29 protein-coding genes and 3 tRNA genes are annotated in these 23659 nt (G+C 58.5%); 19 read left to right on the top strand and 13 right to left on the bottom strand.

Features of this window, described 5'->3' with window-relative positions:
* The first annotated feature begins 44 nt into the window (after positions 1–44).
* Genes ACJ8QF_RS04905 through ACJ8QF_RS04835 form a run of 15 tightly spaced genes read left to right on the top strand, consistent with a single transcriptional unit; the run spans position 45 to position 9960 of the window.
* Positions 45–542 (top strand): head completion/stabilization protein, encoded by a 498-nt coding sequence (locus ACJ8QF_RS04905; protein ID WP_442537322.1) that lies wholly within the window; start codon positions 45–47, stop codon positions 540–542.
* Entirely contained in the window at positions 542–742 is a 201-nt protein-coding gene (locus ACJ8QF_RS04900) for a tail protein X (RefSeq protein WP_033640714.1), read from the top strand. Before ACJ8QF_RS04905 ends, ACJ8QF_RS04900 begins: the two co-directional genes overlap by 1 nt.
* Positions 733–1014, top strand: a complete 282-nt coding sequence (locus tag ACJ8QF_RS04895; RefSeq protein WP_049300589.1) for a hypothetical protein — start codon at positions 733–735, stop codon at positions 1012–1014. The genes ACJ8QF_RS04900 and ACJ8QF_RS04895 overlap by 10 nt, the downstream gene beginning before the upstream one ends.
* Positions 1011–1565, top strand: a complete 555-nt coding sequence (locus ACJ8QF_RS04890) for a lysozyme (protein ID WP_442537321.1) — start codon at positions 1011–1013, stop codon at positions 1563–1565. The genes ACJ8QF_RS04895 and ACJ8QF_RS04890 overlap by 4 nt, the downstream gene beginning before the upstream one ends.
* Entirely contained in the window at positions 1562–1945 is a 384-nt protein-coding gene (locus tag ACJ8QF_RS04885; RefSeq protein WP_060436612.1) for a DUF2570 domain-containing protein, read from the top strand. Before ACJ8QF_RS04890 ends, ACJ8QF_RS04885 begins: the two co-directional genes overlap by 4 nt.
* Entirely contained in the window at positions 1830–2090 is a 261-nt protein-coding gene (gene lysC, locus ACJ8QF_RS04880; RefSeq protein WP_419722835.1) for an Rz1-like lysis system protein LysC, read from the top strand. Before ACJ8QF_RS04885 ends, lysC begins: the two co-directional genes overlap by 116 nt.
* Complete coding sequence (locus tag ACJ8QF_RS04875; protein ID WP_110593059.1) at positions 2087–2548, top strand: phage tail protein; 462 nt, start codon at positions 2087–2089, stop codon at positions 2546–2548. Before lysC ends, ACJ8QF_RS04875 begins: the two co-directional genes overlap by 4 nt.
* Positions 2545–3183 carry a phage virion morphogenesis protein gene (locus ACJ8QF_RS04870; protein ID WP_442537320.1) on the top strand — a complete coding sequence of 213 codons (639 nt, stop codon included), beginning with the start codon at positions 2545–2547 and terminating at the stop codon, positions 3181–3183. Before ACJ8QF_RS04875 ends, ACJ8QF_RS04870 begins: the two co-directional genes overlap by 4 nt.
* Positions 3183–3767 (top strand): phage baseplate assembly protein V, encoded by a 585-nt coding sequence (locus ACJ8QF_RS04865; RefSeq protein ID WP_442537319.1) that lies wholly within the window; start codon positions 3183–3185, stop codon positions 3765–3767. Before ACJ8QF_RS04870 ends, ACJ8QF_RS04865 begins: the two co-directional genes overlap by 1 nt.
* Positions 3764–4132 (top strand): GPW/gp25 family protein, encoded by a 369-nt coding sequence (locus ACJ8QF_RS04860; RefSeq protein ID WP_046687319.1) that lies wholly within the window; start codon positions 3764–3766, stop codon positions 4130–4132. Before ACJ8QF_RS04865 ends, ACJ8QF_RS04860 begins: the two co-directional genes overlap by 4 nt.
* Positions 4119–5018, top strand: coding sequence for a baseplate assembly protein (locus tag ACJ8QF_RS04855; protein WP_442537318.1), 900 nt, complete (start codon positions 4119–4121; stop codon positions 5016–5018). The genes ACJ8QF_RS04860 and ACJ8QF_RS04855 overlap by 14 nt, the downstream gene beginning before the upstream one ends.
* Entirely contained in the window at positions 5011–5625 is a 615-nt protein-coding gene (locus ACJ8QF_RS04850) for a phage tail protein I (protein WP_442537317.1), read from the top strand. The genes ACJ8QF_RS04855 and ACJ8QF_RS04850 overlap by 8 nt, the downstream gene beginning before the upstream one ends.
* Positions 5618–7951, top strand: coding sequence for a hypothetical protein (locus ACJ8QF_RS04845; RefSeq protein ID WP_442537316.1), 2334 nt, complete (start codon positions 5618–5620; stop codon positions 7949–7951). Before ACJ8QF_RS04850 ends, ACJ8QF_RS04845 begins: the two co-directional genes overlap by 8 nt.
* Positions 7948–8859 (top strand): hypothetical protein, encoded by a 912-nt coding sequence (locus ACJ8QF_RS04840; protein WP_442537315.1) that lies wholly within the window; start codon positions 7948–7950, stop codon positions 8857–8859. Before ACJ8QF_RS04845 ends, ACJ8QF_RS04840 begins: the two co-directional genes overlap by 4 nt.
* Positions 8860–8868: 9 nt before the next feature.
* Complete coding sequence (locus ACJ8QF_RS04835) at positions 8869–9960, top strand: phage tail-collar fiber domain-containing protein (protein WP_442537314.1); 1092 nt, start codon at positions 8869–8871, stop codon at positions 9958–9960.
* Between the two features lie 93 nt (positions 9961–10053).
* Here the strand turns inward: ACJ8QF_RS04835 and ACJ8QF_RS04830 are convergent, their stop codons facing one another.
* The 6 genes from ACJ8QF_RS04830 to ACJ8QF_RS04805 are packed head-to-tail and all read right to left on the bottom strand — an operon-like array spanning position 10054 to position 15747.
* Positions 10054–10545, bottom strand: coding sequence for a phage tail protein (locus tag ACJ8QF_RS04830; protein WP_188239911.1), 492 nt, complete (start codon positions 10543–10545; stop codon positions 10054–10056).
* Between the two features lie 14 nt (positions 10546–10559).
* The gene (locus ACJ8QF_RS04825) at positions 10560–13529 is read right to left on the bottom strand and encodes a phage tail tape measure protein (RefSeq protein ID WP_442537313.1); all 2970 of its coding nucleotides are present in this window, start codon (positions 13527–13529) and stop codon (positions 10560–10562) included.
* The gene (locus ACJ8QF_RS04820) at positions 13519–13683 is read right to left on the bottom strand and encodes a GpE family phage tail protein (protein ID WP_072055827.1); all 165 of its coding nucleotides are present in this window, start codon (positions 13681–13683) and stop codon (positions 13519–13521) included. The genes ACJ8QF_RS04825 and ACJ8QF_RS04820 overlap by 11 nt, the downstream gene beginning before the upstream one ends.
* Positions 13684–13691: 8 nt before the next feature.
* Entirely contained in the window at positions 13692–13991 is a 300-nt protein-coding gene (locus ACJ8QF_RS04815) for a tail protein (RefSeq protein WP_048233363.1), read from the bottom strand.
* A 58-nt stretch (positions 13992–14049) separates the two neighbouring features.
* Complete coding sequence (locus ACJ8QF_RS04810) at positions 14050–14565, bottom strand: phage major tail tube protein (RefSeq protein WP_048233361.1); 516 nt, start codon at positions 14563–14565, stop codon at positions 14050–14052.
* Positions 14566–15747, bottom strand: coding sequence for a phage tail sheath subtilisin-like domain-containing protein (locus ACJ8QF_RS04805; RefSeq protein WP_442537312.1), 1182 nt, complete (start codon positions 15745–15747; stop codon positions 14566–14568).
* 151 nt (positions 15748–15898) lie between these two features.
* On the opposite strand from ACJ8QF_RS04805, the gene ACJ8QF_RS04800 reads away from it, so the two are divergent.
* Together ACJ8QF_RS04800 and ACJ8QF_RS04795 are read left to right on the top strand one after the other, a co-directional pair.
* Positions 15899–17053: a phage late control D family protein gene (locus ACJ8QF_RS04800; RefSeq protein WP_442537311.1), complete on the top strand. Its 1155-nt coding sequence runs from the start codon at positions 15899–15901 to the stop codon at positions 17051–17053.
* 45 nt (positions 17054–17098) lie between these two features.
* Positions 17099–17347, top strand: coding sequence for an ogr/Delta-like zinc finger family protein (locus ACJ8QF_RS04795; RefSeq protein WP_442537310.1), 249 nt, complete (start codon positions 17099–17101; stop codon positions 17345–17347).
* Positions 17348–17498: 151 nt separating this feature from the next.
* On the opposite strand, the gene ACJ8QF_RS04790 is transcribed toward ACJ8QF_RS04795, so the two are convergent.
* The 6 genes from ACJ8QF_RS04790 to uvrY all read right to left on the bottom strand — a co-directional run bounded on the left by ACJ8QF_RS04790 (position 17499) and on the right by uvrY (position 21690).
* Positions 17499–17584 (bottom strand) — tRNA-Leu (locus ACJ8QF_RS04790).
* 10 nt (positions 17585–17594) lie between these two features.
* Positions 17595–17668 (bottom strand) — tRNA-Cys (locus ACJ8QF_RS04785).
* Between the two features lie 713 nt (positions 17669–18381).
* Positions 18382–18457, bottom strand: a tRNA-Gly gene (locus tag ACJ8QF_RS04780).
* A gap of 144 nt (positions 18458–18601) precedes the next feature.
* Positions 18602–19150 (bottom strand): CDP-diacylglycerol--glycerol-3-phosphate 3-phosphatidyltransferase, encoded by a 549-nt coding sequence (gene pgsA, locus ACJ8QF_RS04775; protein WP_004927937.1) that lies wholly within the window; start codon positions 19148–19150, stop codon positions 18602–18604.
* 58 nt (positions 19151–19208) lie between these two features.
* Positions 19209–21041 (bottom strand): excinuclease ABC subunit UvrC, encoded by a 1833-nt coding sequence (gene uvrC, locus ACJ8QF_RS04770; protein ID WP_004927940.1) that lies wholly within the window; start codon positions 21039–21041, stop codon positions 19209–19211.
* On the bottom strand, positions 21034–21690 hold the full coding sequence (uvrY, locus tag ACJ8QF_RS04765; RefSeq protein WP_004927947.1) for a UvrY/SirA/GacA family response regulator transcription factor: 657 nt from the start codon (positions 21688–21690) through the stop codon (positions 21034–21036). Before uvrY ends, uvrC begins: the two co-directional genes overlap by 8 nt.
* Positions 21691–22394: 704 nt before the next feature.
* Between uvrY and ACJ8QF_RS04760 the strand changes: the two genes are divergently transcribed.
* Positions 22395–22619: a DUF2594 family protein gene (locus ACJ8QF_RS04760; RefSeq protein WP_004927950.1), complete on the top strand. Its 225-nt coding sequence runs from the start codon at positions 22395–22397 to the stop codon at positions 22617–22619.
* Positions 22620–22742: 123 nt separating this feature from the next.
* Positions 22743–23084, top strand: a complete 342-nt coding sequence (locus tag ACJ8QF_RS04755) for a GlpM family protein (protein ID WP_004927953.1) — start codon at positions 22743–22745, stop codon at positions 23082–23084.
* Positions 23085–23101: 17 nt separating this feature from the next.
* Here ACJ8QF_RS04755 and ACJ8QF_RS04750 read toward each other — a convergent pair whose 3' ends face one another.
* Complete coding sequence (locus tag ACJ8QF_RS04750; protein WP_028128013.1) at positions 23102–23533, bottom strand: hypothetical protein; 432 nt, start codon at positions 23531–23533, stop codon at positions 23102–23104.
* Between the last annotated feature and the right edge of the window lie 126 nt (positions 23534–23659).

Raw genomic sequence — 23659 nt, 5'->3', positions numbered from 1 at the left:
CTTTTCCCCGTCCGCTCACCGCCACCTTTTGAGGAGATTGGGCCATGAGCCTTGTTGCCGGGCGTACCGTCACCCCCGCCGCTGACGATGTGCCAGATACCGACGATGGCGGCGAGAGCATCACCGCCGGCCCCTTCTGGCCCGCGATTGCGCTCAAGGACGTGCGCCTTGAGATGCGCATCACCGGCGCGGTGACCACCACCCGCTTAAAGCAGGCCGCGATTGAAGCGACAGGCCATGTGATCGACCAGCTGACGGGCTGGCAAGAAAAACAGTTGAAAGCCGGCTTCGCGTCGCTGGAGACCGTGCCAGCCCGTCAAATCAATGACGTGAGCGTGAAGATCCACCGCTACCGCCGCGCGGTATTCAGCATCACCCGCGCGCTGCTGATCGAGAACTATCGCGACGTCGACACCACCGGCGACGCCGGCGAGAAACGCGCCGCCGGGTTGACGTTGCAGGCGGCAGATCTGTGGCGGGATGCCCGCTGGGCTATCGCCGACATTCGCGACGAAATACGCAATTTTGCGGAGGCATTTTAGTGAAGGTGCAAGCAATGCAGGGCGACACGCTGGATCTGCTGTGCCAGCGACACTATGGCACCACGCAAGGCGTGACCGAAATCGTGTTAGCCGCCAATCCGGGGATCGCCGAACAGATATTTTTGACCGCCGGCCAGGTGGTCGAGCTGCCGGAGATAGAACGTTCAACCCAACAGGAGACGGTGCAGCTATGGACGTAATCGACCGCCTCTGGAGCTGGGTGATCTACTCCTATTCCACCGTGCTGATGGGCATCGGCATGATGACGCAGCGCGAATGGCTGGCGACCGGCGGGCTGGTGATCGGCCTTATCGCCGCAGCGCTGGGCGAAATCCACCGCCGCCGGGTGGCGCGAAGCCAGGCGACCACCAACGCCCTGCTGGCGCAGCTGGTTGACGCGGTGCGCAGCGATGCCGAGAACCGGCAGGATGTGAAAGAGCTGATCAGTGAGCTGAAAGGGGGCCACCGGTGAGACGAAAAAGCGTTATCGCCTGCAGCGTGGCCGCCATTGTGGCGCTGGCCGGTGCCCTGTGGCCCGAGAAGGTGCGCACCAGCCAGGCGGCACAGTTAAAAATGGCGAAGTATGAGGACTGCCGCAAGACGCCCTACTACTGCCCCGCCGGCGTGCTGACCATCGGCATGGGCTCAACGACCCGCGTCGAAGAGCGGCAGTACTCGGAAACGGAGATCGCCGAGCGCTGGGTAAACGACCTGGTACGCGCGGAAAAGTGTATCAACAGCAACTTTAACGGCGCCGCCGCCCCGCAATTCGTGTTTGAGGCGCTGAGCGACGTCAGTTTCAACGTGGGTTGCGCCGGTATCAGTTGGTTCACCGATCGCCAGGGCAAAAAACAGCGCACCACGCTGTGGAAATATGCGCAGGCGGGCAACTGGCCCGGCGTATGCCAGCGCCTGACCGACTTTGTGAACTCCGGCGGCAAACGCCTGCAAGGGCTGGTTAACCGTCGGGAAGAGTTCAAAGCCTGGTGCCTGTCTGACCCGGCACTCAGGGGCGCCGAATGAAAGCGGCCGCGGTATTGATCCTACTGTTCCTGGCGGCACTGGCTGGGATGGGATGGCAGAAGCATCAGCGGGAACTGGCCGAACAGCGCCGCGATATTGCCGAGCGCGCCGTCGAGCAAACCGGGGATGTGCTGGCCGAAGTGCGCGCCCTGCGTGCCGACGTCGGCGAGATTGAGGCCGGAATGAAGAAGCTGAGCGAGAAGCGCGGCACCAATGGAGAACAACGACGTGAAACCATCAAGACTGCGCTGGACGGCGAAACGTGTGCCGTTACTCCTGTGCCTGCTGCTGTCGCTGACAGCCTGCAAAAACGCGCCGCGGAAGTCCGCGCCGCAGATTATTCAGGAGCCTTTGCCGGCCAGCCTGACGGCAAACACTGATGTGCCTGCAGCACCGTCACCGATGACTTACGGCAGCCTGGCGCCCTGGGCGGATCGGCTGCTGGATGCGCTGGACACCTGCAACGCCGACAAGGCGGCCATACGAGAACTCGAACTACGGCGTATTGCCAGGGGGATGAAGTGAAAAAAGCCGAACTGCTGCGCGACGCGCTGATCGCGGCCTGCGATTGGTGCAAGGCCAATCCTGAACTGTTCACGGTATGGGTGGAAAAAGGCCATATCGAGATCCAGGCCACCGGCGAAAGCTCGTTCATGTATGTGTACCCGATCCAGGTGCTGGCAATGGACTTTTCCGGTCAACTGGATGACCTCATGCTGCCGCTGCTGGCGTGGATTTGGGAGAACCAGCCCGACCTGCTGCTGAACCCGGACAGCAACAAAAAGATTGAGTTTGACGCCGATATCGTGAGCGACGACAGCGCCGACATTCTGCTGAAGGTGCCGGTATGGGAACGCGTGATGGTCACTATCGAGAACGGCAAGCCCGTCGCGCAGCACCTTGCGGAAGACAAGCCCCGCATCAACGGCGGCGACTGGCAAATCGTGTTCGATCCTGAGAGCGGCGGGGAGCTGGTGCCATGACCGATGCCGCGCTGTTTCATGAACTGGATCAGGTGTTCGCCAATATTCTCGGCGGCATGTCCCCCGCCGGGCGTATACGCACCGCGCGCGAGGTCGGCCGCATGCTGCGCCAGAGCCAGTCGCGGCGCATTGCACGCCAGGAAAACCCGGACGGCTCAAAATTCGAGAAGCGCCGCCGCAAGGTGCTGCGCTCGCAGGCCGGCATTGGCTTTATCTGGAACGGCGAAACCCGCCGCCTGAAAAACTGGCGGGCAACCAAGGGCAGCCGCGGCCGCATGCTGACCGGTTTCGATGAAGGCCGCGGCGCCGTCCGCTCCTTCTATCGCGAGGATATCGAGCGTTACCTCGATATCAACTTCAGCCAGACGCGCAAGGACACCACCAAGGCCGATCCGATGTTTCGCCGGTTGCGTACCGCGCGCTTCCTGAAGGCGCGCGCCGATGCCGGCGGCGCCACAGTCTGTTTTACCGGCGTTGCGGGCCGTATTGCGCGCACGCACCAGTACGGCCTGCGTGACAGGGTAAACAAGTCCGGCGCGATGGCGTCCTACCCACGCCGTGAGGTGCTGGGGATCACCAAAGCCGACCGCATGGCGATCGCCCGTTCGGTCATTGACTCGCTGGGGGTGAAATAGTGGACGCGGCCGAACTTATTCGCCTGCTGGAAAACCTGATCCGCGTTGGCGTGGTCACGGCGATCGACGAAGACAACAAGCGCGTGCGCGTCGCCACCGGCGGGTTAGATACCACCTGGCTGCGCTGGAATGCGCAGCGCGCCGGCGCATTCAACATCTGGATGCCGCCGTCACTCGGTGAGCAGGTCTGGCTGCTGTGCATCGGCGGCAATCCGGAGACGGCCATTATCGGCGGCAGCCTGTACAGCAACGATCACCCCGCCCCCGGCGGCTCGCGTAACGAGATGGTGATCACCGCCCCGGACGGCGCCAAATTCCGTTATGACGCCGACGCCGGCGCACTGGAAGTCAGCGGCATCAAAACAGCCAAATTAACGGCCGAGGTCAAAGTGATCCTGGATTCGCCCGTCGTCGAATGCACCAACCTGCTGAAGACCCGGCAATTCGACGTCAGCGAAGGCGGCGAGATGCACGGTGATTTCAATCACACCGGCGGCGCCTTCGTGTCGAACGGCGTGAAGGTCGACAATCACGGCCACGGCGGCGTGCAGCGCGGTGGCGACTGGACGGAGGGCACCCAATGAGCGAGAAGTACCGCGGCATGAATAACAGCGGCACCGGCACGCTGACCGATGCGGATCACGTCTGGCAGTCAGCCAATGACATTCTGCTGACGCCCATCGGTTCGCGCATCATGCGCCGTAATTACGGCTCGCTTGTGCCCGATCTGCTCGATAGCCCGCAGAACGACGTCACCCGCCTGCAGCTCATGAGCGCGACCGTGATCGCGCTGGCGGCATGGGAGCCGCGCCTTGCGCTGGACACCATCAACATCAGCTATTCACCCACTGGCGCCGTCACGGCCGAGATGTCCGGCATGCTGACGGAAAGCATGGAGAAAAGCGCCGGGACGATTGAGTTAAGGAGCCACAACGATGCCAACGATTGACCTGTCGCAACTGCCATCGCCGCAGATCATCGAGCCGCTCGACTTCGAGACGATCCTCGTTGACGTCAAGGCAGTGATGATCGCCGCCTTCCCTGCTGACCAGCAGGCGTCGGTTGCCGCCGCCCTGTCGCTGGAGTCTGAACCTCTCAACGTGATCGCCCAGGCGATGGCCTACCGCGAGTTGCTGTTGCGCCGGCGAATCAACGAGGGGGCCGCCGCCTGCATGCTGAGTCACGCCGAAGGCACCGACCTGGACAACCTGGCCGCCAACCTCGACACCGAGCGCCTGACGATCACCCCGGAAACGGACACGTCCGACGCGGTGATGGAGAGTGACGAAGCCCTGCGCCTGCGCGCGCAATCCGCGTTCGAGGGCATGAGCGTGGCCGGCCCGTCGGCGGCATATGAATATTTTGCCCGCAGTGCCAGCGGCAAGGTTGCCGACGCCAGGGCAACCAGCCCGGCACCGGCGGAGGTGGTGATCGCCATCCTGTCGACCGACGGCGACGGCACCGCCTCGCCCGAACTGCAGGCCGCCGTGACGGCCGCGGTTAACGATGAAGAAGTCAGACCGCTGGGCGACCGCGTGACGGTTCGCAGCGCGGATATCGTCGACTATTCGATTGATGCGGAGCTTTTCCTGTATCCGGGGCCGGAGTCGGAACCCATCATCAACGCCGCCATGGCGTCGCTGCGTGGCTTTTTGGCCGACAACGACAAGAAGATCGGACGCGACGTCGCCAGGTCGGCGATCTCCGCCTCACTGCATGTGCAGGGGGTACAGCGTGTGGTACTGCGTTCGCCGTCGACTGACTTGCAGATCTCCGACACGCAGGCTGCGCGCAACATCGGCTACACGGTAGAGAACGGCGGGACGGATGAATAACACCCTGCTTCCCCCGTCCGCCGGCGCCTGGATGCGCCACACCGAAACGGTCACTGCGCGGCTGTCAGCGATCACCGTCGCGCTGCGCACGCTCTGGACGCCGACGGCCTGCCCGATTGAGTTATTGCCGTATCTCGCCTGGGCGCTGTCTGTCGACCGCTGGGACAAGAACTGGCCGGCAGAGAAAAAGATAGCGGCGATCCAGCAATCCTACTGGCAGCACCGCCGCAAGGGCACCCGCGCCGCGGTACGGCGGGTGATTGAGAGCATGGGATTTTCTGCCGCCTTTGCCGAATGGTTCGACACCGGCGATAGGCCGGGCACCTTTCGGCTTGAGGTCGACGTCAACGAGGTGGGCATCACCGAAAAGACGCTTGCCGAATTAAATCGCCTGGTTGCGGATGCCACACCGGTCAGTCGCCATCTGAGTCAACTCAATATTGCGGCGACGTCCCGAGGAACGATCCACATCGGTGCAGCAAGTTATCAGGGGGAAATATTGACGGTATATCCGGCAGGGAAAACGCCAGATATCCCCCTTTATTACGACGGCAAAATTAAACACAGCGGCCATTATGTCTACACCGGGAACGCGAGCGATGAGTAAATTAAACGAGCAGTCAAAATGGGAGGCCATTAACCAGGTCGAAGACAGCGACCGGGTAAAGGGTGGCGAAAGTGGCGCGATAAATATTCAGGCCGGGCAGTTAGCCGCCCGTACTCTGTATTTGCGCAACCTGTTTGATTCACTGATGGCAACGATCAACCTTGGCGAGGGTCTGTATAAAACCCTGCCGGATGCCCAGCGCGATATTGATAATGGCAAGCTACCCGCCGATGCCCTGTTTAACGTCCGATCGACTGATGACAAACACTGGATGGACGAATATCAGAACATCAACGGTCTGGCCACGCCAACCGGGCGTTTTCTGGCCTCAGGCAACTACCTCGCGGAGATCCTGACGCAACTGGTATCAACCATGTTGACTGTCGGCACACTGGAAAACAGGATCAAGTCCATTAAAAGTTATCACTCCGATAAATACCCCATCATTTTTAATGCCGAGGGCGGGCCGGATGAAACCTACGGCGCATTTGATAATCAATCCGGCTTATGGCTGGGCGGGTTAGAAGCGGCCGTTCAGGATTATTTATTGGGCATTTTGCCAAAGAATAAAACCAACCGTTATCCAGGGCTGGCTTATTTCTTTGCAGCTGAAAACGGTGATGATTCCTACGGCCTAATTGAAAAAAATGGCGCGTGGCGTCTGCCGTGGATGGACGATGTTTTACAGGAGCGCCTGGACGGCCTGCTGTCGACAAAAATCACCCGCCGCATTCAGGGCTGGCACTCATTGCTGGTTTCAAAAGATGCCGACCCCAGGATCATCTATGGCCTGCGCGCCGCTGACGCCGGGCTAATCCTGACCGGCCTCGGCACCACTGCCGTGCAGGATTATATTTCTGCCAACATCCGGCCGGCGGAGGGAAAATTAGCCCTGCATATCGGCGAACAGCTTTTATGGAACGATCACCCCGTCGTGTCCGCCCACAATCTCGGCCCCGATGCGGTGCTGTTCAGCTATCTGCCGGCGGGAGAGTCCGCGCCGCGCTATGCGGTGATGTTCATCAAGTCGAAGCGCGAAATGGTGCCGGGCGGCGAGATGCATATCACAACTGAAGACGGCCAGTCGCTGGCGGCGTCCTTTGACAGCCACAACGGATCGAATATCAACATCATGAATTACGACCCGCGCTATCGCGGCTACGCGCTGGCGCTGGCGAACGGCCGCCCCGAAGGCGGCAATCTCAAAGCCGTTACCGACGACGATCGCGACACGGCCAACGATCTGCAATACCCCGCCGCCGGCTGGCGACAGGGCCATTCATTGCCGCGAACCTATACCCTGCTCGATAAGCTGGCAGAGAACGGCCAGACATGGCCGGTATTTTTCCACGCGCCGGCTGCCGCCGGCGGCCAGTCATTCGCGAACATCTCACCCGGCACCGTGCCGTATCAGAACGGCATCGACATGGTGACGCGCGCGAAACAAATCGCTGACGCGGTCGGGAAAAAATGCAAGGTCGTCGTCTTGCTGTTTGAGCATGGCGAAACCGACAACGACAACGGCGACAACCTGCTGCCCGGTGATTATCTGGCGAAAGAAGAAACCTATTTCCCGCGCCGGATAGCGGATTACAAGGCGATCACCGGGCAAACCGACGAGATTGTGATCGTGATCGGCCAGGTCGGGAGCCGGCTTAACAGTAAAGCGCAGGCAGTAGACGAGGAAGGCAACCCGCTCGGCGAAGAGGTCATCACGCAGCCCTATTCCATTTCTGCCGTCGATCAGCGCGAATACGTGCGCCGGCATGCAAACGCCATCTGCTACGGGCCGAAATATCCGCTCAACTGGCTGTATAGCGATGGTTCACTCAGCCATATCAATGCCGCCGGTAAAGTGTTGCAGGGCGAATACCAGGCGCAGGCGGTTCACTGGCATCTGTACGATGACGAGAAAAAAGGCACCTGGACGGACACGACGATCGAATCGGTCACCGTGACAGGCAGTGTCATCGAAGCGCGCTGCAAAATGCCGTATCCACCGCTTGTTATCGATAACGCATTCATTGGCGACGTAAAAAATCAGGGGCTTTCGCTGGAGCTGAAATCTGCCGCAATCCTCAGCGTTGACGTGGTGGACGGGACAACCTTGCGCATTACCTGCGATAAAGCACCGGCCGCCAATGATTTTCTGCTCGTCGGTTTCAACAACAAGACGCAGCACGCTAACGGCCGAACTTACCCGCTGACGTGCCTGCGCGATTCATCGCCCATGGTCAGTAAGAAAATCACGCGCAACGGCGCGCCCTTCCCGCTTTACAACTGGATGACGCTGGATCGCATCCCATTATCAGGAGAAAAAGCATGACTCTCGGCTTTAACAGCGGCGTCCCGTACCCGACCGGCGGCCGCCCGGCGTTGAAATTGTCGGCCTATGTGTTGGATGACCAGGCTATTTTTAATGCGCACAAGGCCCGCGTGCTGGCCGATGGCGGAGTGATCCCCGATGAGGCCGGCTGTATGGCGCGCATTACCTGGTTACTCGACAACGGTATCTACGGCAAGGTCGAAAGCGCCATTAACCCGGCGTTCGGCGTCAAGATGAACGCGAACAGGGAGGTCAGCAAGCTGTATTCCCTGTTCGCGAACGATGACTACATCAGCGTGATGCAGGGTGACGGCGCGCAAGTGTTATATGACGACAGCGGCGACGCGCCGGGCGTGATCATCAAGATTTCCAGCAACGGCGGCGCGTATTTGCGATCAGAGAAAAACCATCGCGTGCAGCGCAGCGGACAATATGCCATCAGCGGCCGCATGGCGGATAACGATCGCGCTGATTCGCTGGGCATTCTGGTGGGCATCAGCATCGCCGGGTTGCCTATGGCCTATTTGCGTACGCAGATCACCAACCAGCAAAAAGACATCGAGGCATGGCGCTACGGCACGCGCGACAGCACCTGGAATGGCTCGGGTGTGAACGGCATCGCGATGGGCGCGGTCAGAACCCCGTATGCAGATTACGTGCCCTCCGCCGCACTGTTTGACGTCGACGGCGGCGAAATTCGCGGCTACGAAGCGGGCGAGCTGAAGGCCAGGGGCACGTCGACGACGGGGCGGCTGGCTGATTTGACGTCATTCCCGCAGCCGATTTATGTCGGCAGTACGTTTACCGGCGGCAAGGTAAATCCGTGCTACGGCACATTGCGCGAAGCTATTTTCTTGCATACGGCAGACGACAGCGACGCCGTCGCCCTGTCTAAGCTGGGCATGTAAGGGGGGATCATGCCGGAATTCTTCAGCATCCTGACCCATGCCGGCGCAGCCAAACTGGCGCTGGCCGCGCAGACCGGTCAGCCTATGGCGATCAGCACAATGGCCGTGGGCGATGGCGCCGGCGCCACACCAACGCCATCACCAGAACAGACCGGGCTTATCGGCGAGCAATACCGTGCCGCGCTCAACGCGCTGACTATCGTGAGCGAATCGGCCAACGTGATCAGCGCAGAAATGATAATTCCGCCGGAGTTCGGTGGCTTCTGGATCAGGGAGGTCGGGCTTTATGCAGATGATGGCGTGCTGGTTGCCGTAGGCAGCTTGCCGGACACCTACAAATCGCATCTTGCCGAAGGCTCGGGGCGCAATTCAGTGATCCGTGTCGAGCTGGCAGTCAGCAGCACAAAGGATGTTCAGCTACTGATCGACCCTACGGTCATCATCGCAACCGTGGAGTACGTCGACACGAAGTTTCGCGAAGTCAAGAACCGGGCGGACGACGCCTACGCGCTGGCGGAAAGCAAAGCGGCATTTGATGACATTTACCCGCCGGGGATCAGTATCTTCTTTGCGACGAACCTGAACCCTAATGAAAAATGGCCGGGCACCACCTGGCACTATACCGGCGAGAATAAAACGATCCGCATCGGCAAGGCCGATGGCTCGGATGTGCTGACCGCCGGCGGTTCGGACACGGTAACACTGAGCGTTGAAAATATGCCGAAGCACAGCCACGGCGTCAGCGGCCAGGTGGGCGAGTTTGACCACGGCACAAAATGGGCGTCAGAGTTTGACCACGGTACGAAATGGACGTCAGAAGGCGGCGAGCATGCGCACCAGGGTGGCATGGCCGCCCCCGGCCCGGCGTGGGATGGCGATTACATCGTCGGTTCAGACAATGACAGCCACCGCACACGGAACCAGACAAGTCAGAACGGCAACCATAGCCACACCGTCGAGATCGGCAAGCACAATCACACCGTCGACATTGGTAAGCACGGCCACAGCATCGAACTGACGTCTGCCGAGGTCGGCGGCGGCAAGGAATTCAGCATTGTAGAAAGCCACATCAAGCTGATGTGCTGGTATCGCGCCGCATAAAAAAAGCCCCTTTCGGGGCTTTTTCATCTCCTGCAGTACAGCCGGCGCCGTCTATATCTGACGGTATCGAGTACAGTCAGATCGCGCTATACCTCACCCAAACAGACCGTTTACCGATTTTGTCACCGAGTTGATCGCCTGGCTGGCGCTGGTGCGCAGCTCACCGAGCACGTCACTCGCCGACGTCGTTTGCAGCTTCTCGCGAAAATCGCTGTCGACACGGCTAAGGCTGATAGAGAACTCGATTTTTTTCGGGTTGCCGTAGCGGTCAAACTCCGACTTACCCCGTTCTAACCGCGTCATCACGTACATGCCGTAAATTCGCCCATCCCCCTCGATCAGCGGCCAGGGCCGGCCGGTAAAGCCGATGGTCTCAAGGCTCGACAGCGACAGATTACCGCCGGTGATCTCCGGGTAGAGCACGCCGTCAAGCGTGATACTGTCATCCCCTGCCCCGATATACTGCCAGCCGGCAGACTGGTTAATGCGATCGTTCTTGACGTGACGCCAGTCCTGCGAATGGCGCAGCTGCTGATAAGGCGCCGTGCGCAGCGTAAAAACGAACATCCCGAATACCATCATCATAATTTTGACTCCCGTTAATCTCGATCGCGGAATGAGCCGCGGTTACCCCTGACTGTGCTGGCCATTGCATCACGCACCGCGCTGCGCACCATCCTTTCCAGCTCCTGATCCGAACGCTGGCCGACGTCGTTAAAGACCAACTGGAAGATGGGCCCACCGCCGCCAGGTGCGGACACGGGCGACATCGCGGCAGGCTGTGACGCCGACGGCACCGAGAGCACCCCGCCGCCGGCAGCGGCCGCCACACGCGGCACCGGTTGCGGCATCACCCGCGCTTCCTGGTACGCCCCACGCAGTGCCAGTGCGCGCGGCAGATTTTTGAAGACGATATCCCCCGGCCCGATGCGTTTTGTGGCGTTGGTATTGTCGGCGGTCGCCTTGGTATTGCCGGCGATCTCGTTCAGGCGGCGTAGCGTGCCCGTGTCGCCGGTCAGTGCCGGGGGTGGCGAGCCGCCCAACTTCGGATCAACCGTTGCCGGGCCAGTCGGCAGGCCAGGGCCGGCCCAGCTCCAACCTTTCTTCACCATTTTTTTCTGCTGCGGATCCCATTCCCACATCGCGGGCTGATTGCGCAGCTCTTCAGCCTTGCGCCTGGCCTGCTCGATGCCATCCGGGATCAGGCCCATTTTCTCCAGCAACCAGCCCACGCCGTCCATCAGCTTTGACAGCGGGTACAGCAGCACCTGCAGCGCAGTGCCGAACACCCGCCCGAACGTCTCGCCGGCGCTGGCGCATTTGTCCAGCGTGTCTTTGCTGGTCTGCATCGGTGCCAGCAGCTTGGTGAACCAGTCCCACACGCGGCCTAGGGCATCACCAATCACGCCAAAGATCGGCGCGATACGGGCAAATGCGTCACGCAGCGGCGCCAGCGCCGCCATGACGCCGGCGCCAAAGCCGACAAAGAACGCCTTGATCGGCTCCCAATATTTCCAAATCAGTACGCCGGCCGCGACAAAGGCGGCGCCAATCAACCCGATCGGACTGAGCAGGAACGACAGCGCCGCCCCCAGCGCTGAAATAGCACCGGTGAGAATGCCCCATAGCGTTGACAGGCCCGTCAGCCGCAGCGCTAGCCCCATCACACCACGCACTAATGAACCCAGCGCTGCCGACGGCGCCATAAATACGCCCATCAGCATGCTGCGCAGCGGCACCAGCGAGCCAAGCAGCCCACGGAAGCCACCGGAGAGCGAAGCCAGCACACGCGACCAGCCGCTAACCCTCGCCATGGCGCTGCCGCCGGCGCCAACGAAGCCCCGTAGCGCGCTAACGGTTCCCATCAGACCGCGCCCGCCAGTCAGCAGCATGAAGCCCAAACGCAGCTTAGCCAGTGGCCCAATCAGCAAGCCGGTCGCCAGGCTGGCGATCCCCAGCGCGGCCACCAGGGCGGTGACGGCGCCGGCGGTCAACAGAATAGATTGCGCCAATCGCGGGTTTTCTTTCACCCACTGGCTCGCGGCGTTGATCGCTTCACTCAGCCCCTGCGTCAGTTTGCGCAGCGGGCCGTCTGCAGTTTCTTCAACCTGGATGCGGAAGCCTTCCCAGGCGGAGTCCAGCTCCTTCAGGTCGCCGCCGAGGTTATCCGCCATCACCTTGGCGGCCTTCAGCGCCTCACCCTGCGATTTCTTCAGGTCGGCCAGCAACTTCTGCAACTCACCGCTGCCGGCAGATAAAACCAGCGCCTGGAATGACTTCGCGGCTTCCTCGCCCGCGATATCCTTGAAAAACGAGAGCTGATCGGTGGCACCGTATTTCTTGATCGATTTGTAAAGGTCAGTGAGAACGTCCTCAGCCGGGCGCATCTTGCCGGTGGAGTCGGCCACGGTGACGCCCAACTCTTTCAGCGCGTCGTTGGCCTTTTTCGTTGGCGCAGCCAGGCGTGAGAACGTGGTTTGCAACCCAGTACCGGCAATACTGCCGCGCAGGCCCACGTTCGCCATCACGCCGATCATTGCCGTCGTTTGCTCAACGCTGACGCCAAGGTTAGATAACCCCGTACCGGCGTACTTCATCGCCTCGCCGATGTTCTGCAGATCGGTGTTGGTACGGGTGAACGCCCCCGTCAGCACGTCACTGACGCGATCCATCTCCTTCGGATCGAGGCGGAACTGAGAAAGGATGTTCGAACTGATATCTGCGGACTCACCGAGATCCATCCCGCCGGCCAGCGCCATGTTGAGCACGCCAGGTAACGCGGCCTGAATCGCCTGCGGCGTAAAGCCGGCCATCGCCAGAAACGCCTGCCCGCTGGCGGCGTCGCGGGTGGTAAAGGCCGTTTCGGCGCCGAGCTTTTTCGCCTGGGCGCGCAGGTCGGCCAGCTGTGACGAACTTTTATCCAGTCGCGTCAGCGCCTGTACGCGCGACATTTCGGCATCGAACCCCACGGCCGGCGCCAGGAAACGGCCGCCGGTATATCCAGCAACCGATGCGCCGGCAACCATTCCCATGCCAGCGCCGCGCAGTTTGCCGGCGGCATCTTTGGCGCGGGTGTAGCCAGCTTGCGCCTGAGTGACGGCGGCCAGTTGTCGCCGTTCCCGCTCAAGCTGCTGGTTGTATTGTGCCGTTCGCCGGATGGCGCTTTGTACCGCACCGCTGCCGGCGGACAGGTTGACGCCATGCTGCCGCACCGCCTGGGAAGCTTCTCGCAGCTTGGCCGTTTGCTGGCTGTAGGTTTGCGTCAGTCGGGTGAGCTTGCCACGCAGGTTTTCCAGGTGCGCGGCCTGGGCGTCGGTCAGTTGCCCGCCCTCTCGAACGGTCTGATTCAGCCCGTTAAACTCGCGCTTCGCACGGTTAATCTTCTGTGCCGTGTCGTTGGCCTGCGATCGCAGGCGGTCAAAGCTGGCGGCTTGCTTGTCCAGGTCTTTAACGGCGTTTTGCGTTTTCTTGAGGGAGTCAGAAAGGCCGCTAACAGCTTTGCTAGCGGCTTTAACCGGGCGGGTGAGCTTGTCGATCGCGTTGAACGCGACGCGAATACTAAGATCCATGGTCATCCTCGTCATCGTCATGGTTGCCGCTGCGGATGGCGGCGCGCTGGCGCCATGCCATCAGCTCGCGCAGCTCCATGCCGTACATCTCGGAGGGCGGCCAGTGAAAAACTACAGCAATGTCAGCGATGAGGTCGTCAACGCTGACAAACAGCGGTTCCCTTACTTGTTCCCCGTCTCCGCCACGTTCGGTACGGACGGCGCCGCTTTGGTCAAAAAAGGCGTCATCTCTTCAATGAACGCCACAAAGTCACCGGTATCCAGCGTGGCGATCTCGGCGGCGGTCAGTGCCGGCGCAGTGACACGCGTTAGCAGCGTTGAAACGGCGTCATAGTCGAAGTTGAGCACGTCGACCAGGCGCAGACCACGCAGCGAGCCGGCCTGCTTGATGGTGTCGGTGATAGAGACGATGGTGATCTCTTTGTCGTTGCGCTTGATCGGTGTGGTGAGCGTTACTGACATGTGCATGTTCTCCAGGCGGCCACGCGTGCCGCCTTCAAAGTAGGTTAAGGGTTAACGATCAGCCGCCGAGGCCGAGGGCTGACACAATGCGATCGGGATACAGGTTTTTCCCGTCGCGCTTGTAGATGAAGTTCAGCAGGTCAATTTCCAGCAACGCCTTATCATCAACCGACAGCTTGTAGTAGGTGTTCTTGATGGCGTAGGTGTGGTTGGTGTCATCGCCCTGCTTGGCCTCACCCGGATCGATTTCGGTGATGCGGCCGCGCATTTCCACTTCCATCAGCGAACTGGTGCCACCGCTGTAGATTTCACCGACGAAGCGCAGGCGCATTTCGTCAATATCGCCGCCATATTTGAGGATCAGCTCTTCAACGACGCCGCCGACCACCATCGACGCATCAAGCGCGCCGCCGTCAAGGCCGAGGTCTACCGCTACGGCGCCTTGCATGCCGCCGCCCTGATAGTCCTCCGTCTTACGGGTGACTTTTGGCAAGGTGACGCTGGGGATCTTGCCGATGTGGTTGGTGCCGTCCACATACAGCGTGAACAGCCGAAGCTTTTTAGGGATAGCCACTTATGCCCCTCCCAGCGACGCGAAGGCCGCTTCGTAGTATTGATCGGTGAAGGTCTGGATCATGGTCAGATCTTCGAGTGGCGGCACCGGGCTGTAGTTGTAACGCACTACCGCCTTACCCTGGCGGATGCTGGTTGTCGGGTTATCGACGATATCGAACCAGCACGCGGCGCCAATCAGTCGACCCGCAGTGACCAGCCCCTGCAGCTTGGCATTGATGCCGCTGACCACATCCTTGACGTTTGCCGGCGTAAGCGGACTGTCTACCGTGGTAAATTGCGCCTCCGCGATGGTATCCGCCAGGATCTGCGCAGTGCGGGTGTACACCTCGAAGATGTACTCGTCCTTATCCGTTGTGCGGTTGCCCCAGAATCGGAAGCCGTCACGCTTAATCAGCGTGGTGACTTCGTTGGCGTTCAGCTCGTTGGCGTCGGAGTCTTCCGCCTGCAGCGCCCAAAACACATCTTTGGTGATGCCGAGCACGTTGCTAACCGCCACGTTTGACAGCGACTTATGCCAGCCCTGCTCGTTGTCGATCTTCGCACGCATCCCCAGCGCATACGCCACCGCCGGGAATTCTTCGTTCTCACCATTCACCGGGTTATAGGCGATGAAGTTCGGCCAAATCAGCATGCCCTCACGCTCGGCAAACTGCTGGCGATAGGTTTTTGCTTCGGCGATGGTCTCGCAGCCGTCGCAATAGCTGTAGGAAAACGCCCGCAGCTGCTTGGCAATCACCCGCAACTGTGCGGTCACTTCCTGCGTGTCATACATCGGCACACCAAGAATGCGCGGCCGGTAGCCGACTTTCTGCTCGGCGGTCAAAAGCGCGAACATGCCGGTATAGCTGCCGTCCGCCTGGGAACCGCCGATAATCAGCTGCGACTGGGTTTTCGCGCCGTCTTCAGTGCCAGCCGCCGCCACGCGCACCACAATCACGCGGGTGCTGACCTGGTCGGAAATGGCCTTCAGGGATTTATAGAGCGAACCGGTTTTACCGGCTTTGCCGAGTACGCTGATTACCCGCGTGATCAGCACCGGCGTATCTAACGGGAAAGTGGTTGCGTCAGCATCATCCGCCACCGCGACCAGACCAATAACCGTTGAGTCAACGTCATTGATCGCGGTCTGCAGGTCGGTGTTTTCCTTAACGCGCGCACCATGGAAGAAATTGTCGGTCATACTGTACCGCCATCATGCTTGTGAGTTCGTGGTGATATTCGCCGAAAAACGCCGGCGCAACACGCGGCGGTGGTTGTCATCCGCCGGCGACAACAACGCGCGGTTTTCCCCGTCGCGCGCGCATGAAACCATCAGCGCCAAAGGGGGAGCCATGGCACTGACTACTGACGCAATCGACAAGGCCAAATCACTGCTGGGTAGCGGTGCCAGCACGTTCAACGATTACCAGGCGGAGCTGTCGCGCGTGCCGGCGTTCAGCGTCATGCTTGGCGGCAAGGAGCTGACCGCGCTGGATGAACGCATCTTGTCGCTGGAAATGACCGACAACCGCGGCTTTGAGGCTGACGAGCTGACGATCACCGTGGACGATACTGACGGCCAGCTGCAGCTGCCGCCGCGCGGCGCCGAGGTGTCCGCTTCGATGGGCTGGCACGGTGAAGCGCTGGTTTACAAAGGCATTTTTATCGTTGATGAAGTGGCGCACGCCGGGCCGCCTGACACGCTGACGATCACCGCACGCAGCGCTGATTTTCGCGATGAGTTCAACGTCAAGCGCGAGGTGTCCTGGCATGACGTCACCGTAGAGCGGGTGGTGTCAGCGATCGCCCGGCGCTACAACCTGAAGGCCATCATCTCGCAGCAACTGATGGATCTGGAGATCGACCACGCCGACCAGACGCAAGAAAGCGATATGTCATTCCTGACGCGCATGGCCGAAATGCTGGGCGCCATTGCCACGGTGAAAAATGGCAGTCTGCTGTTTATCCTGCCTGGCGGCGGCGTCAGCGCCAACGGCAAGGCGCTGCCCTCCTTCGCCATCACCCGCAGCAGCGGTGATCGTCACGCCTTCCGCATTGCCGATCGTGATGCCTATACCGGCGTGCGTGCGTACTGGCTCGATTTGGAATTCGGGAAAAAGAAAAAGGTCACGGTGAAGGCCCGTAAGCCGGCGAAAAAGAAAGTGCAGCGCAGCAGCAGCCGCGAGGGCGATTACATCGAGGGGGCCGACGGTAACGTCTATGTCCTGCGCAAAACCTACAATAACGAAACGGCCGCCAAACGTGCCGCGGCCGCAAAATGGCAGCAGCTGAAACGCGGCGCCGCTGAATTTACCCTTACCCTGGCCTACGGCCGCGCCGATTTATACCCGGAGCAGCACGGCACGGTATCGGGATTTAAAACGGATATTGATAATCAGGATTGGATAATCGCCAGGGCGAGCCATTCGATCGACGGGAACGGCTTTACCACTCGGCTGGAACTGGAGGCTAAAATACCTGAATGGATTGCAGAAAGTGAGATGTGACGGCCATAATAACGGGGAGTTCAACTCCCGCCATGGGAGGCCATCATGTTTGTTTGCCCGATCTGCGGTGCTATGGCCCGCACCCGCACCAGTCGCCGTCTCAGTGAAATGACGATACGCCAATATCATCAGTGTCAGAATTTCGAATGCAGTATCACGTTCACGACGCTAAACAGCGTTGAAAAGCTGGTAACAAAGCGCGGCCCGCGCGAAGAATTACCGCCCGACTTTATCCCGCAAGACGCCTTCCCCACGTCCCACTCTGGGCGTGATCAGCTCAACCTATCGCTATAGCAAAGAGCCCGCACGATGCGGGCTCAATATCTTTACCGCCAACCCATCGCCATTTCATCGCCACTTGGCGTTTTTCAGGCACAAAAAAACCGCCTCTCGGCGGTTACGACATTACTACTTATTGCTTTGATTATTCGGTATTTTCGTTCCCTGGTACCCGGGGCGGGACTTGAACCCGCACAGCCATAAGCCGAGGGATTTTAAATCCCTTGTGTCTACCGATTTCACCACCCGGGCTCGGGAAAGTTGGAGGCGCGTTCCGGAGTCGAACCGGACTGGACGGATTTGCAATCCGCTACATAACCGCTTTGTTAACGCGCCTTTATTCTGTTTGCCTTTTCAGGCCAAAGCCGGCGATTCACCCACTTCGTTTTGTTCTTTTCAATCGCGATGTTGAAATCGCTTATCTTAATCATCTGATTCTTAAGTAATTTATTTCGTTACCGCCGAATCGATGGACTGCATTATGGACTAAACCCCCCACCTTGGCAACCCCCCGAAATAGCAAAAAGTTCTCTAACGCTTTCAACTGCTTATTTTGTGGGCGCACTGTTCACAATGCCAACGGAAAGGCAAGCGGAATGTTGATTTTATATGCATCGGCTCAGGGATTCACGGGCAAATCGGATCTTTTTTCTCGACAGGAATCGCTTACCCGTGCCCTCCCCGGCTTTTCATTTGCTTATGATCATGGGGTACCGGGCAAAGCATCATCATGGGGACATCGCGCAATCTTCGATGCCGCCGCCCTGAACGACCAACGCAACTGCAGAGCTGGAGACTCACATCGGGTTGTACGCCGCACGATGGATCGGCATCAATACCCCACAGAGCATCGACACGATGTCCAATCAAATGTGCCTGTTTTCAGGAGGCATCCTGCGGTATGAAAATGGCAGGAGATATAGGGACAATAGTCGATGCAGGAAGATGAAGAAAGGTTTCGCCGGACGGCAAAGGAATAGAAAACGAAAAAGGGGCCGAAGCCCCTTTTTCTTACCTGCCGAATCACGAAGATTCAACAGGCTAATTTTTGGAGCGGGAAACGAGGCTCGAACTCGCGACCTCAACCTTGGCAAGGTTGCGCTCTACCAACTGAGCTATTCCCGCATTACCAGAACTGACTGATTTCTTTGCTATCTTTCGGCAATTCATCGTTGTCGTCTGATGCGATGCATTCTACTTACCTGACGTGATGAGTCAATAAAATTGTTGGCACACCACGATCGTTTGCCGATTTTTGCAGCGTATCGATCACGGTTCCAGCAAATCGTTGCGTGCCGCGTTCAAATATTGGAACATCGACCAGAAAGTCAGCACCGCCGCGATATACAACAAGCCAATCGCCACATACTCTACGGAACGATCCGGCCGCCACAGCAAGCCCACCAGCGACATCATCTGCGCCATGGTTTTCACTTTGCCGATCCAGGACACCGCCACGCTGCTGCGTTTGCCAATTTCCGCCATCCACTCGCGCAGCGACGAAATGATGATTTCACGGGCGATCATGGTGGCCGCCGGCAGCGTGATCCACCAGCTGTGGTAGTGCTCAGCCACCAGCACCAGCGCCACCGCCACCATCACTTTGTCCGCGACCGGATCCAAAAACGCCCCGAAGCGCGTCGTTTGTTTCCAGCGACGTGCCAGGAAGCCGTCAAACCAGTCGGTGACGGCGGCAAACACAAAGATAACGGCGCAAACCATCGGAGCCCAGTTGAACGGCAGATAAAACGCCAGCACAAAGAATGGGATCAGAACTACGCGAAACAGGGTAAGCCAAGTCGGTATATTCAATTGCATAATGCTACGGTAACTATCTGGCTAGAGTGGAAATTAAGAGTATGTTGCTACATTGCCCTCAGTGTTTCAATGCATTGTAGATCTTTTCTGCCAATGCTTGTGAAATACCCGGCACTTTTGCAATTTCCTCCACGCTGGCGTTCAACAAAGGTTGCAGTCCGCCCATATACTTCAACAGCACCTGGCGCCGTTTCGGCCCTACGCCTTCAATCAGCTCCAATGCGCTGGTATTCCTGACTTTCGCCCTTCTCTGCCGGTGACCGGTAATGGCATGATTGTGCGAATCGTCGCGGATGTGTTGGATCACATGCAGCGCCGGCGAATCCGGCGGCAGAGAAATCCCTTCACCTTCCGGCACAAAGAACAACGTTTCTAACCCTGCCTTGCGGTCGGCGCCTTTGGCGATGCCGATCAGCAGCGGCTTATTCTTGTCCCAGGTAACATTCAGCGATTTGAATACGTCGATCGCCATGCCGAGCTGCCCTTTACCGCCGTCGATGAAGATGACATCCGGGATCTTTTTCTCTTCCAGCGCTTTGCCGTAACGGCGCTTCAGCACCTGCGTCATCGCCGCGTAGTCATCGCCAGGAGTGATGCCGCTGATATTGTAACGCCGATACTCCGCTCGCACGGGGCCGTTTCCGTCGAACACCACGCACGAAGCCACGGTCTGCTCACCCATGGTATGGCTGATATCGAAGCACTCCATACGGTTGATTTCCGTCAGGTTCAGCACTTTGGCCAATTCCGCCAGCCGCTGATGGATCGTCGACTGTTGCGACAGCTTGGTGGTCAACGCCGTTGCCGCGTTGGTGCGCGCCAGTTTCAGATAACGGGCGCGATCGCCGCGCGGTTTGCTTTGAATTTGGATCTTGCGCCCCGCCAACTCGGAGAGCGATTCCGCAAGCAGGTCTTTTTCCGGCAGGCTGAAATCCAGCAGGATCTCGCCGGGCAGCGTACGCGCCTGGCTGCCTTGCAGATAGAACTGGCCGACAAAGGTCTGCACCACCTCGCCCATATCCGTGCCGCCCGGCACTTTAGGGAAATAGCTGCGGCTGCCCAGCACCTTGCCCTGACGGATGAACAGCACGTGCAGGCACGCCATACCGGCATCGAACGCCACGCCGATCACGTCCAGATCGTCGCTGTCACCCGACACGAACTGCCGTTCGGTGACGCGGCGCACGGCCTGAATTTGATCGCGAATGCGCGCCGCCTCTTCGAAATTAAGTAGTTTGCTGGCTTCTTCCATACGCTCAATCAGCTGGTGCAATACCTGCTGATCTTTGCCAGAAAGAAACAGCCGCACGTAGTCCACCTGCTGCCGGTACTCTTCTTCGCTCACCAGGCCGGCAACACAAGGCCCCAGACAACGGCCGATCTGATACTGCAGGCACGGACGCGAACGGTTGCGATACACACTGTTTTCGCACTGGCGGATTGGGAACAGTTTCTGCAGCAGCGCCAGCGTCTCGCGCACGGCGTAAGAGTTGGGGAAAGGCCCGAAATATTCGCCTTTGGCGTGTTTGGCGCCGCGATGTACCGCCAAACGGGGATGGGTATCCGCACTGAGAAAAATCAGCGGATAAGATTTATCGTCTCGCAAAAGAACATTATATCGCGGTTGGTACAATTTAATGTAGTTATGTTCCAACAGCAGCGCTTCTGTTTCGGTGTGGGTAACCGTTACGTCTATTTGCGCGATATTTTTAACCAACGTCTCGGTTTTACGGCTGCTGACCTGCTGCCGAAAATAGCTGGCGAGACGCTTTTTCAGGTCTTTGGCTTTACCGACGTAGATCACCGTACCCGTGGCGTCATACATACGGTAGACGCCGGGCTGGCTGGTGACGGTACTCAGGAAAGCTTTGGCATCAAAACGGTCATTCACTGCTTAACAACGTCTCCGCATTGAACAATCCATGTCGGATGGCCAGGTGAGTCAATTCGACGTCGCCGCTGATATTCAGTTTGCTGAACATGCGGTAACGGTAGCTGTTCACCGTTTTCGGGCTGAGACTCAGTTGTTCCGAGATCTCATTCACTTTTTTGCCTTTGGTGATCATCAACATGATCTGTAACTCGCGTTCAGACAAGCAGCTGAACGGCGTTTCAGCCTGCGGTTCCAACTGACTCAGGGCCATCTGCTGTGCGATATCAGACGCGATATAGCGCTGCCCGGCATGCACGGAACGCAAGGCGTTAATCACTTCCTGCGGCGCGGCGCCCTTGCTCAGGTAACCGGCGGCACCCGCCTGCATCACCTTCGCGGGCAAAGGGTTTTCAGTATGGATGGTCAACATGATGACTTTGACGTCGGGTGCATAACGCACAATCTTGCGCGTGGCTTCCAGCCCGCCAATGCCCGGCATATTCATGTCCATCAGCACGATATCGACAGCGTTGCCACGGCACCATTTTACGGCGTCTTCACCGCACTGAGCCTCACCGACAACTTTTATACCTTTGATATCTTCAAGAATGCGTCGTATCCCTGCGCGCACCAGTTCGTGGTCATCAACAAGAAGAACGCTAATCAAGGAAAAATCTCCAAAAAAAGGGAGTAACGCAATCGGCCTCTGTTTTCGCCAGAGATATTACTTGTTTTTCAGACAAGAATGAACACAGATTAATACATACTTCCGAATAACTTTGCGGAGCAGAGCTGATTTTTCAATTTTAGCCGTCTATGCCGCCGATAAATCGTCACGTCGGAAAAGATCGGGCGACGAAAATAATTTCGTCGCGCTGTGTCTGACACAGGATAGCGCGACAATCATGCCGCGAGGGAGAAATCTGTGTAAGCAATCACGACATGAATAATATTAACACGGCCGTTGGCTGTTTGTAATCATTTGATATTTAAAGGCGTAACAAAATCTGCGGCCAACGTGGGTCCGGCAACCCTCGGTCGAAACTATTATTCCCGGCAAACGCCGGTAAAATCGGCGCCTCCGCCCCCAATAATTATAATAACCCCGATTGTTCAACAATAACGTACCGGAAAAATACTTGTTAACCACCTCGAAATAACTTGCCGAGAGTAGATGATTCAGACAGGCAATGAGCGAACGTTGCCCACCCGCGAGACCTGAGCAAGCCCGGTGCAGATGACAGACTCATGCTATGCTATACTCCGCGCCCAGTTAAATTCGCCGCCGCGCCCGGGGCTACTTTTTAGCCCGCGCGCGGTGCGCCAAAGCAGCTTGTATCAGGCTACGGCCTCAAAAAATCAGGAGAGAAAATGAGCAACGTTGATTTCACTACGTCTGCAAACCCGGAAATCTTGGCGACCGAGGTTGCCTGCCTCAAAGCTACGCTGACGCTGATCTTGAAATCGATCGGCCAGGCCGACGCCGGGAAAGTCATCATCAACATGGAACGTTTCATCGCGCAGATTGAAGATCCGACTCAGGCAGAAATCTTCAAGAACAGCATTCAGCAAATCAAGCACGCATACCGTCAGTAAGCGTTGCGCCCCAGACCCGCACTTCTTGTGGGTCTGCTTTTCACCACGCTACGCCACACCCCATTGATCTTGCACGTGCTTTCGGGCAGTGTGTTGACTTTCTCCCCCACACCCGAGACCGTTATGGGCATCCTTGTCAAAGCGCTGATCGGCGCGCTGGTCGTGGTTCTAATCGGCCTGTTGGCCAAAACGCGCAACTATTATATCGCCGGTTTAGTCCCGCTATTTCCCACTTTCGCCCTGATTGCGCATTACATTGTCGGCAGCGAACGTTCAATTGCGGCACTGAAAACGACGCTGATTTTCGGCATGTGGGCGGTATTGCCCTACCTGGTATATTTGATTTCGCTGTATTTCCTGATTAACAGCCTGCGGCTGTCGTTAGCGCTGGGTGCGGCGGTACTGTGCTGGATTGCGGCGGCGTGGCTATTAATTACGCTGTGGGGATGGTGGCAAGGGCGTTAACGCCCTTGCCTGGGCTGTTACGGCCGCCCTGCCTGCAACACGAAGCCTCGCTGCCGATCGCCGGCGATGCGCAGATAGCGGCTTTCACCGGCGCGCAGCGTCATCGGCACGCTGCCGCTGGTTTCACGCCAAATACATAGAGAGTTCTCGATCATATCTTGCCCGATACTGACCGAAATATTGCCTGGCGGCACGCGAAACTCTGCTTTTTCTTTTGCCTCGAGTGAAGCGGCAAACTCCCCATTCACATAGACGCCAGTGCGGCAGCTGCCCGCCAGCATTCCGCTGTCGCGCACCACGACCACCGTAGCGTAAGGCGTATCCGGGATATTCTGATAGAGCATCAGACGGCTTGGGGGGGGCAACTCAGCCTGTTGCGGCGGTACGGCTTGAGTCGCACACCCCGTCAGCAGTGCAGAGGCAAATAACAACGCGGCGTAATGCTTCATCCTTGGCTCCTGAAGAAAATAATGCTCATCGTAGCAAGAGAATAGCTGTCTCCAGTAGCCTTCATACCGCAGAGACGAAAAAATCGGATAACTTCCCACTCCGATCACGAACCTGCAGGGATAAGA

This window comes from Serratia sp. CY81684, from assembly GCF_052166595.1.
Lineage (GTDB): Bacteria > Pseudomonadota > Gammaproteobacteria > Enterobacterales > Enterobacteriaceae > Serratia > Serratia nematodiphila.
The sequence above is the reverse complement of the archived record's forward strand: the minus strand, read 5'-3'. Positions and strand labels throughout refer to the sequence as shown.

Bases quoted from the DNA above. Each gene is read 5' to 3' on its own strand.
- ACJ8QF_RS04855 (WP_442537318.1), top strand. From the start codon at position 4,119: ATGCCAACGATTGACCTGTCGCAACTGCCATCGCCGCAGATCATCGAG.
- ACJ8QF_RS04760 (WP_004927950.1), top strand. From the start codon at position 22,395: ATGAGCAACGTTGATTTCACTACGTCTGCAAACCCGGAAATCTTGGCG.
- ACJ8QF_RS04795 (WP_442537310.1), top strand. From the start codon at position 17,099: ATGTTTGTTTGCCCGATCTGCGGTGCTATGGCCCGCACCCGCACCAGT.
- ACJ8QF_RS04835 (WP_442537314.1), top strand. From the start codon at position 8,869: ATGCCGGAATTCTTCAGCATCCTGACCCATGCCGGCGCAGCCAAACTG.
- pgsA (WP_004927937.1), bottom strand. From the start codon at position 19,150: ATGCAATTGAATATACCGACTTGGCTTACCCTGTTTCGCGTAGTTCTG.
- ACJ8QF_RS04805 (WP_442537312.1), bottom strand. From the start codon at position 15,747: ATGACCGACAATTTCTTCCATGGTGCGCGCGTTAAGGAAAACACCGAC.
- ACJ8QF_RS04830 (WP_188239911.1), bottom strand. From the start codon at position 10,545: ATGATGATGGTATTCGGGATGTTCGTTTTTACGCTGCGCACGGCGCCT.
- ACJ8QF_RS04840 (WP_442537315.1), top strand. From the start codon at position 7,948: ATGACTCTCGGCTTTAACAGCGGCGTCCCGTACCCGACCGGCGGCCGC.
- ACJ8QF_RS04800 (WP_442537311.1), top strand. From the start codon at position 15,899: ATGGCACTGACTACTGACGCAATCGACAAGGCCAAATCACTGCTGGGT.
- ACJ8QF_RS04885 (WP_060436612.1), top strand. From the start codon at position 1,562: ATGAAAGCGGCCGCGGTATTGATCCTACTGTTCCTGGCGGCACTGGCT.
- ACJ8QF_RS04755 (WP_004927953.1), top strand. From the start codon at position 22,743: ATGGGCATCCTTGTCAAAGCGCTGATCGGCGCGCTGGTCGTGGTTCTA.
- ACJ8QF_RS04815 (WP_048233363.1), bottom strand. From the start codon at position 13,991: ATGTCAGTAACGCTCACCACACCGATCAAGCGCAACGACAAAGAGATC.
- ACJ8QF_RS04905 (WP_442537322.1), top strand. From the start codon at position 45: ATGAGCCTTGTTGCCGGGCGTACCGTCACCCCCGCCGCTGACGATGTG.
- ACJ8QF_RS04895 (WP_049300589.1), top strand. From the start codon at position 733: ATGGACGTAATCGACCGCCTCTGGAGCTGGGTGATCTACTCCTATTCC.
- ACJ8QF_RS04850 (WP_442537317.1), top strand. From the start codon at position 5,011: ATGAATAACACCCTGCTTCCCCCGTCCGCCGGCGCCTGGATGCGCCAC.
- ACJ8QF_RS04845 (WP_442537316.1), top strand. From the start codon at position 5,618: ATGAGTAAATTAAACGAGCAGTCAAAATGGGAGGCCATTAACCAGGTC.
- ACJ8QF_RS04870 (WP_442537320.1), top strand. From the start codon at position 2,545: ATGACCGATGCCGCGCTGTTTCATGAACTGGATCAGGTGTTCGCCAAT.
- ACJ8QF_RS04825 (WP_442537313.1), bottom strand. From the start codon at position 13,529: ATGGATCTTAGTATTCGCGTCGCGTTCAACGCGATCGACAAGCTCACC.
- ACJ8QF_RS04860 (WP_046687319.1), top strand. From the start codon at position 3,764: ATGAGCGAGAAGTACCGCGGCATGAATAACAGCGGCACCGGCACGCTG.
- ACJ8QF_RS04750 (WP_028128013.1), bottom strand. From the start codon at position 23,533: ATGAAGCATTACGCCGCGTTGTTATTTGCCTCTGCACTGCTGACGGGG.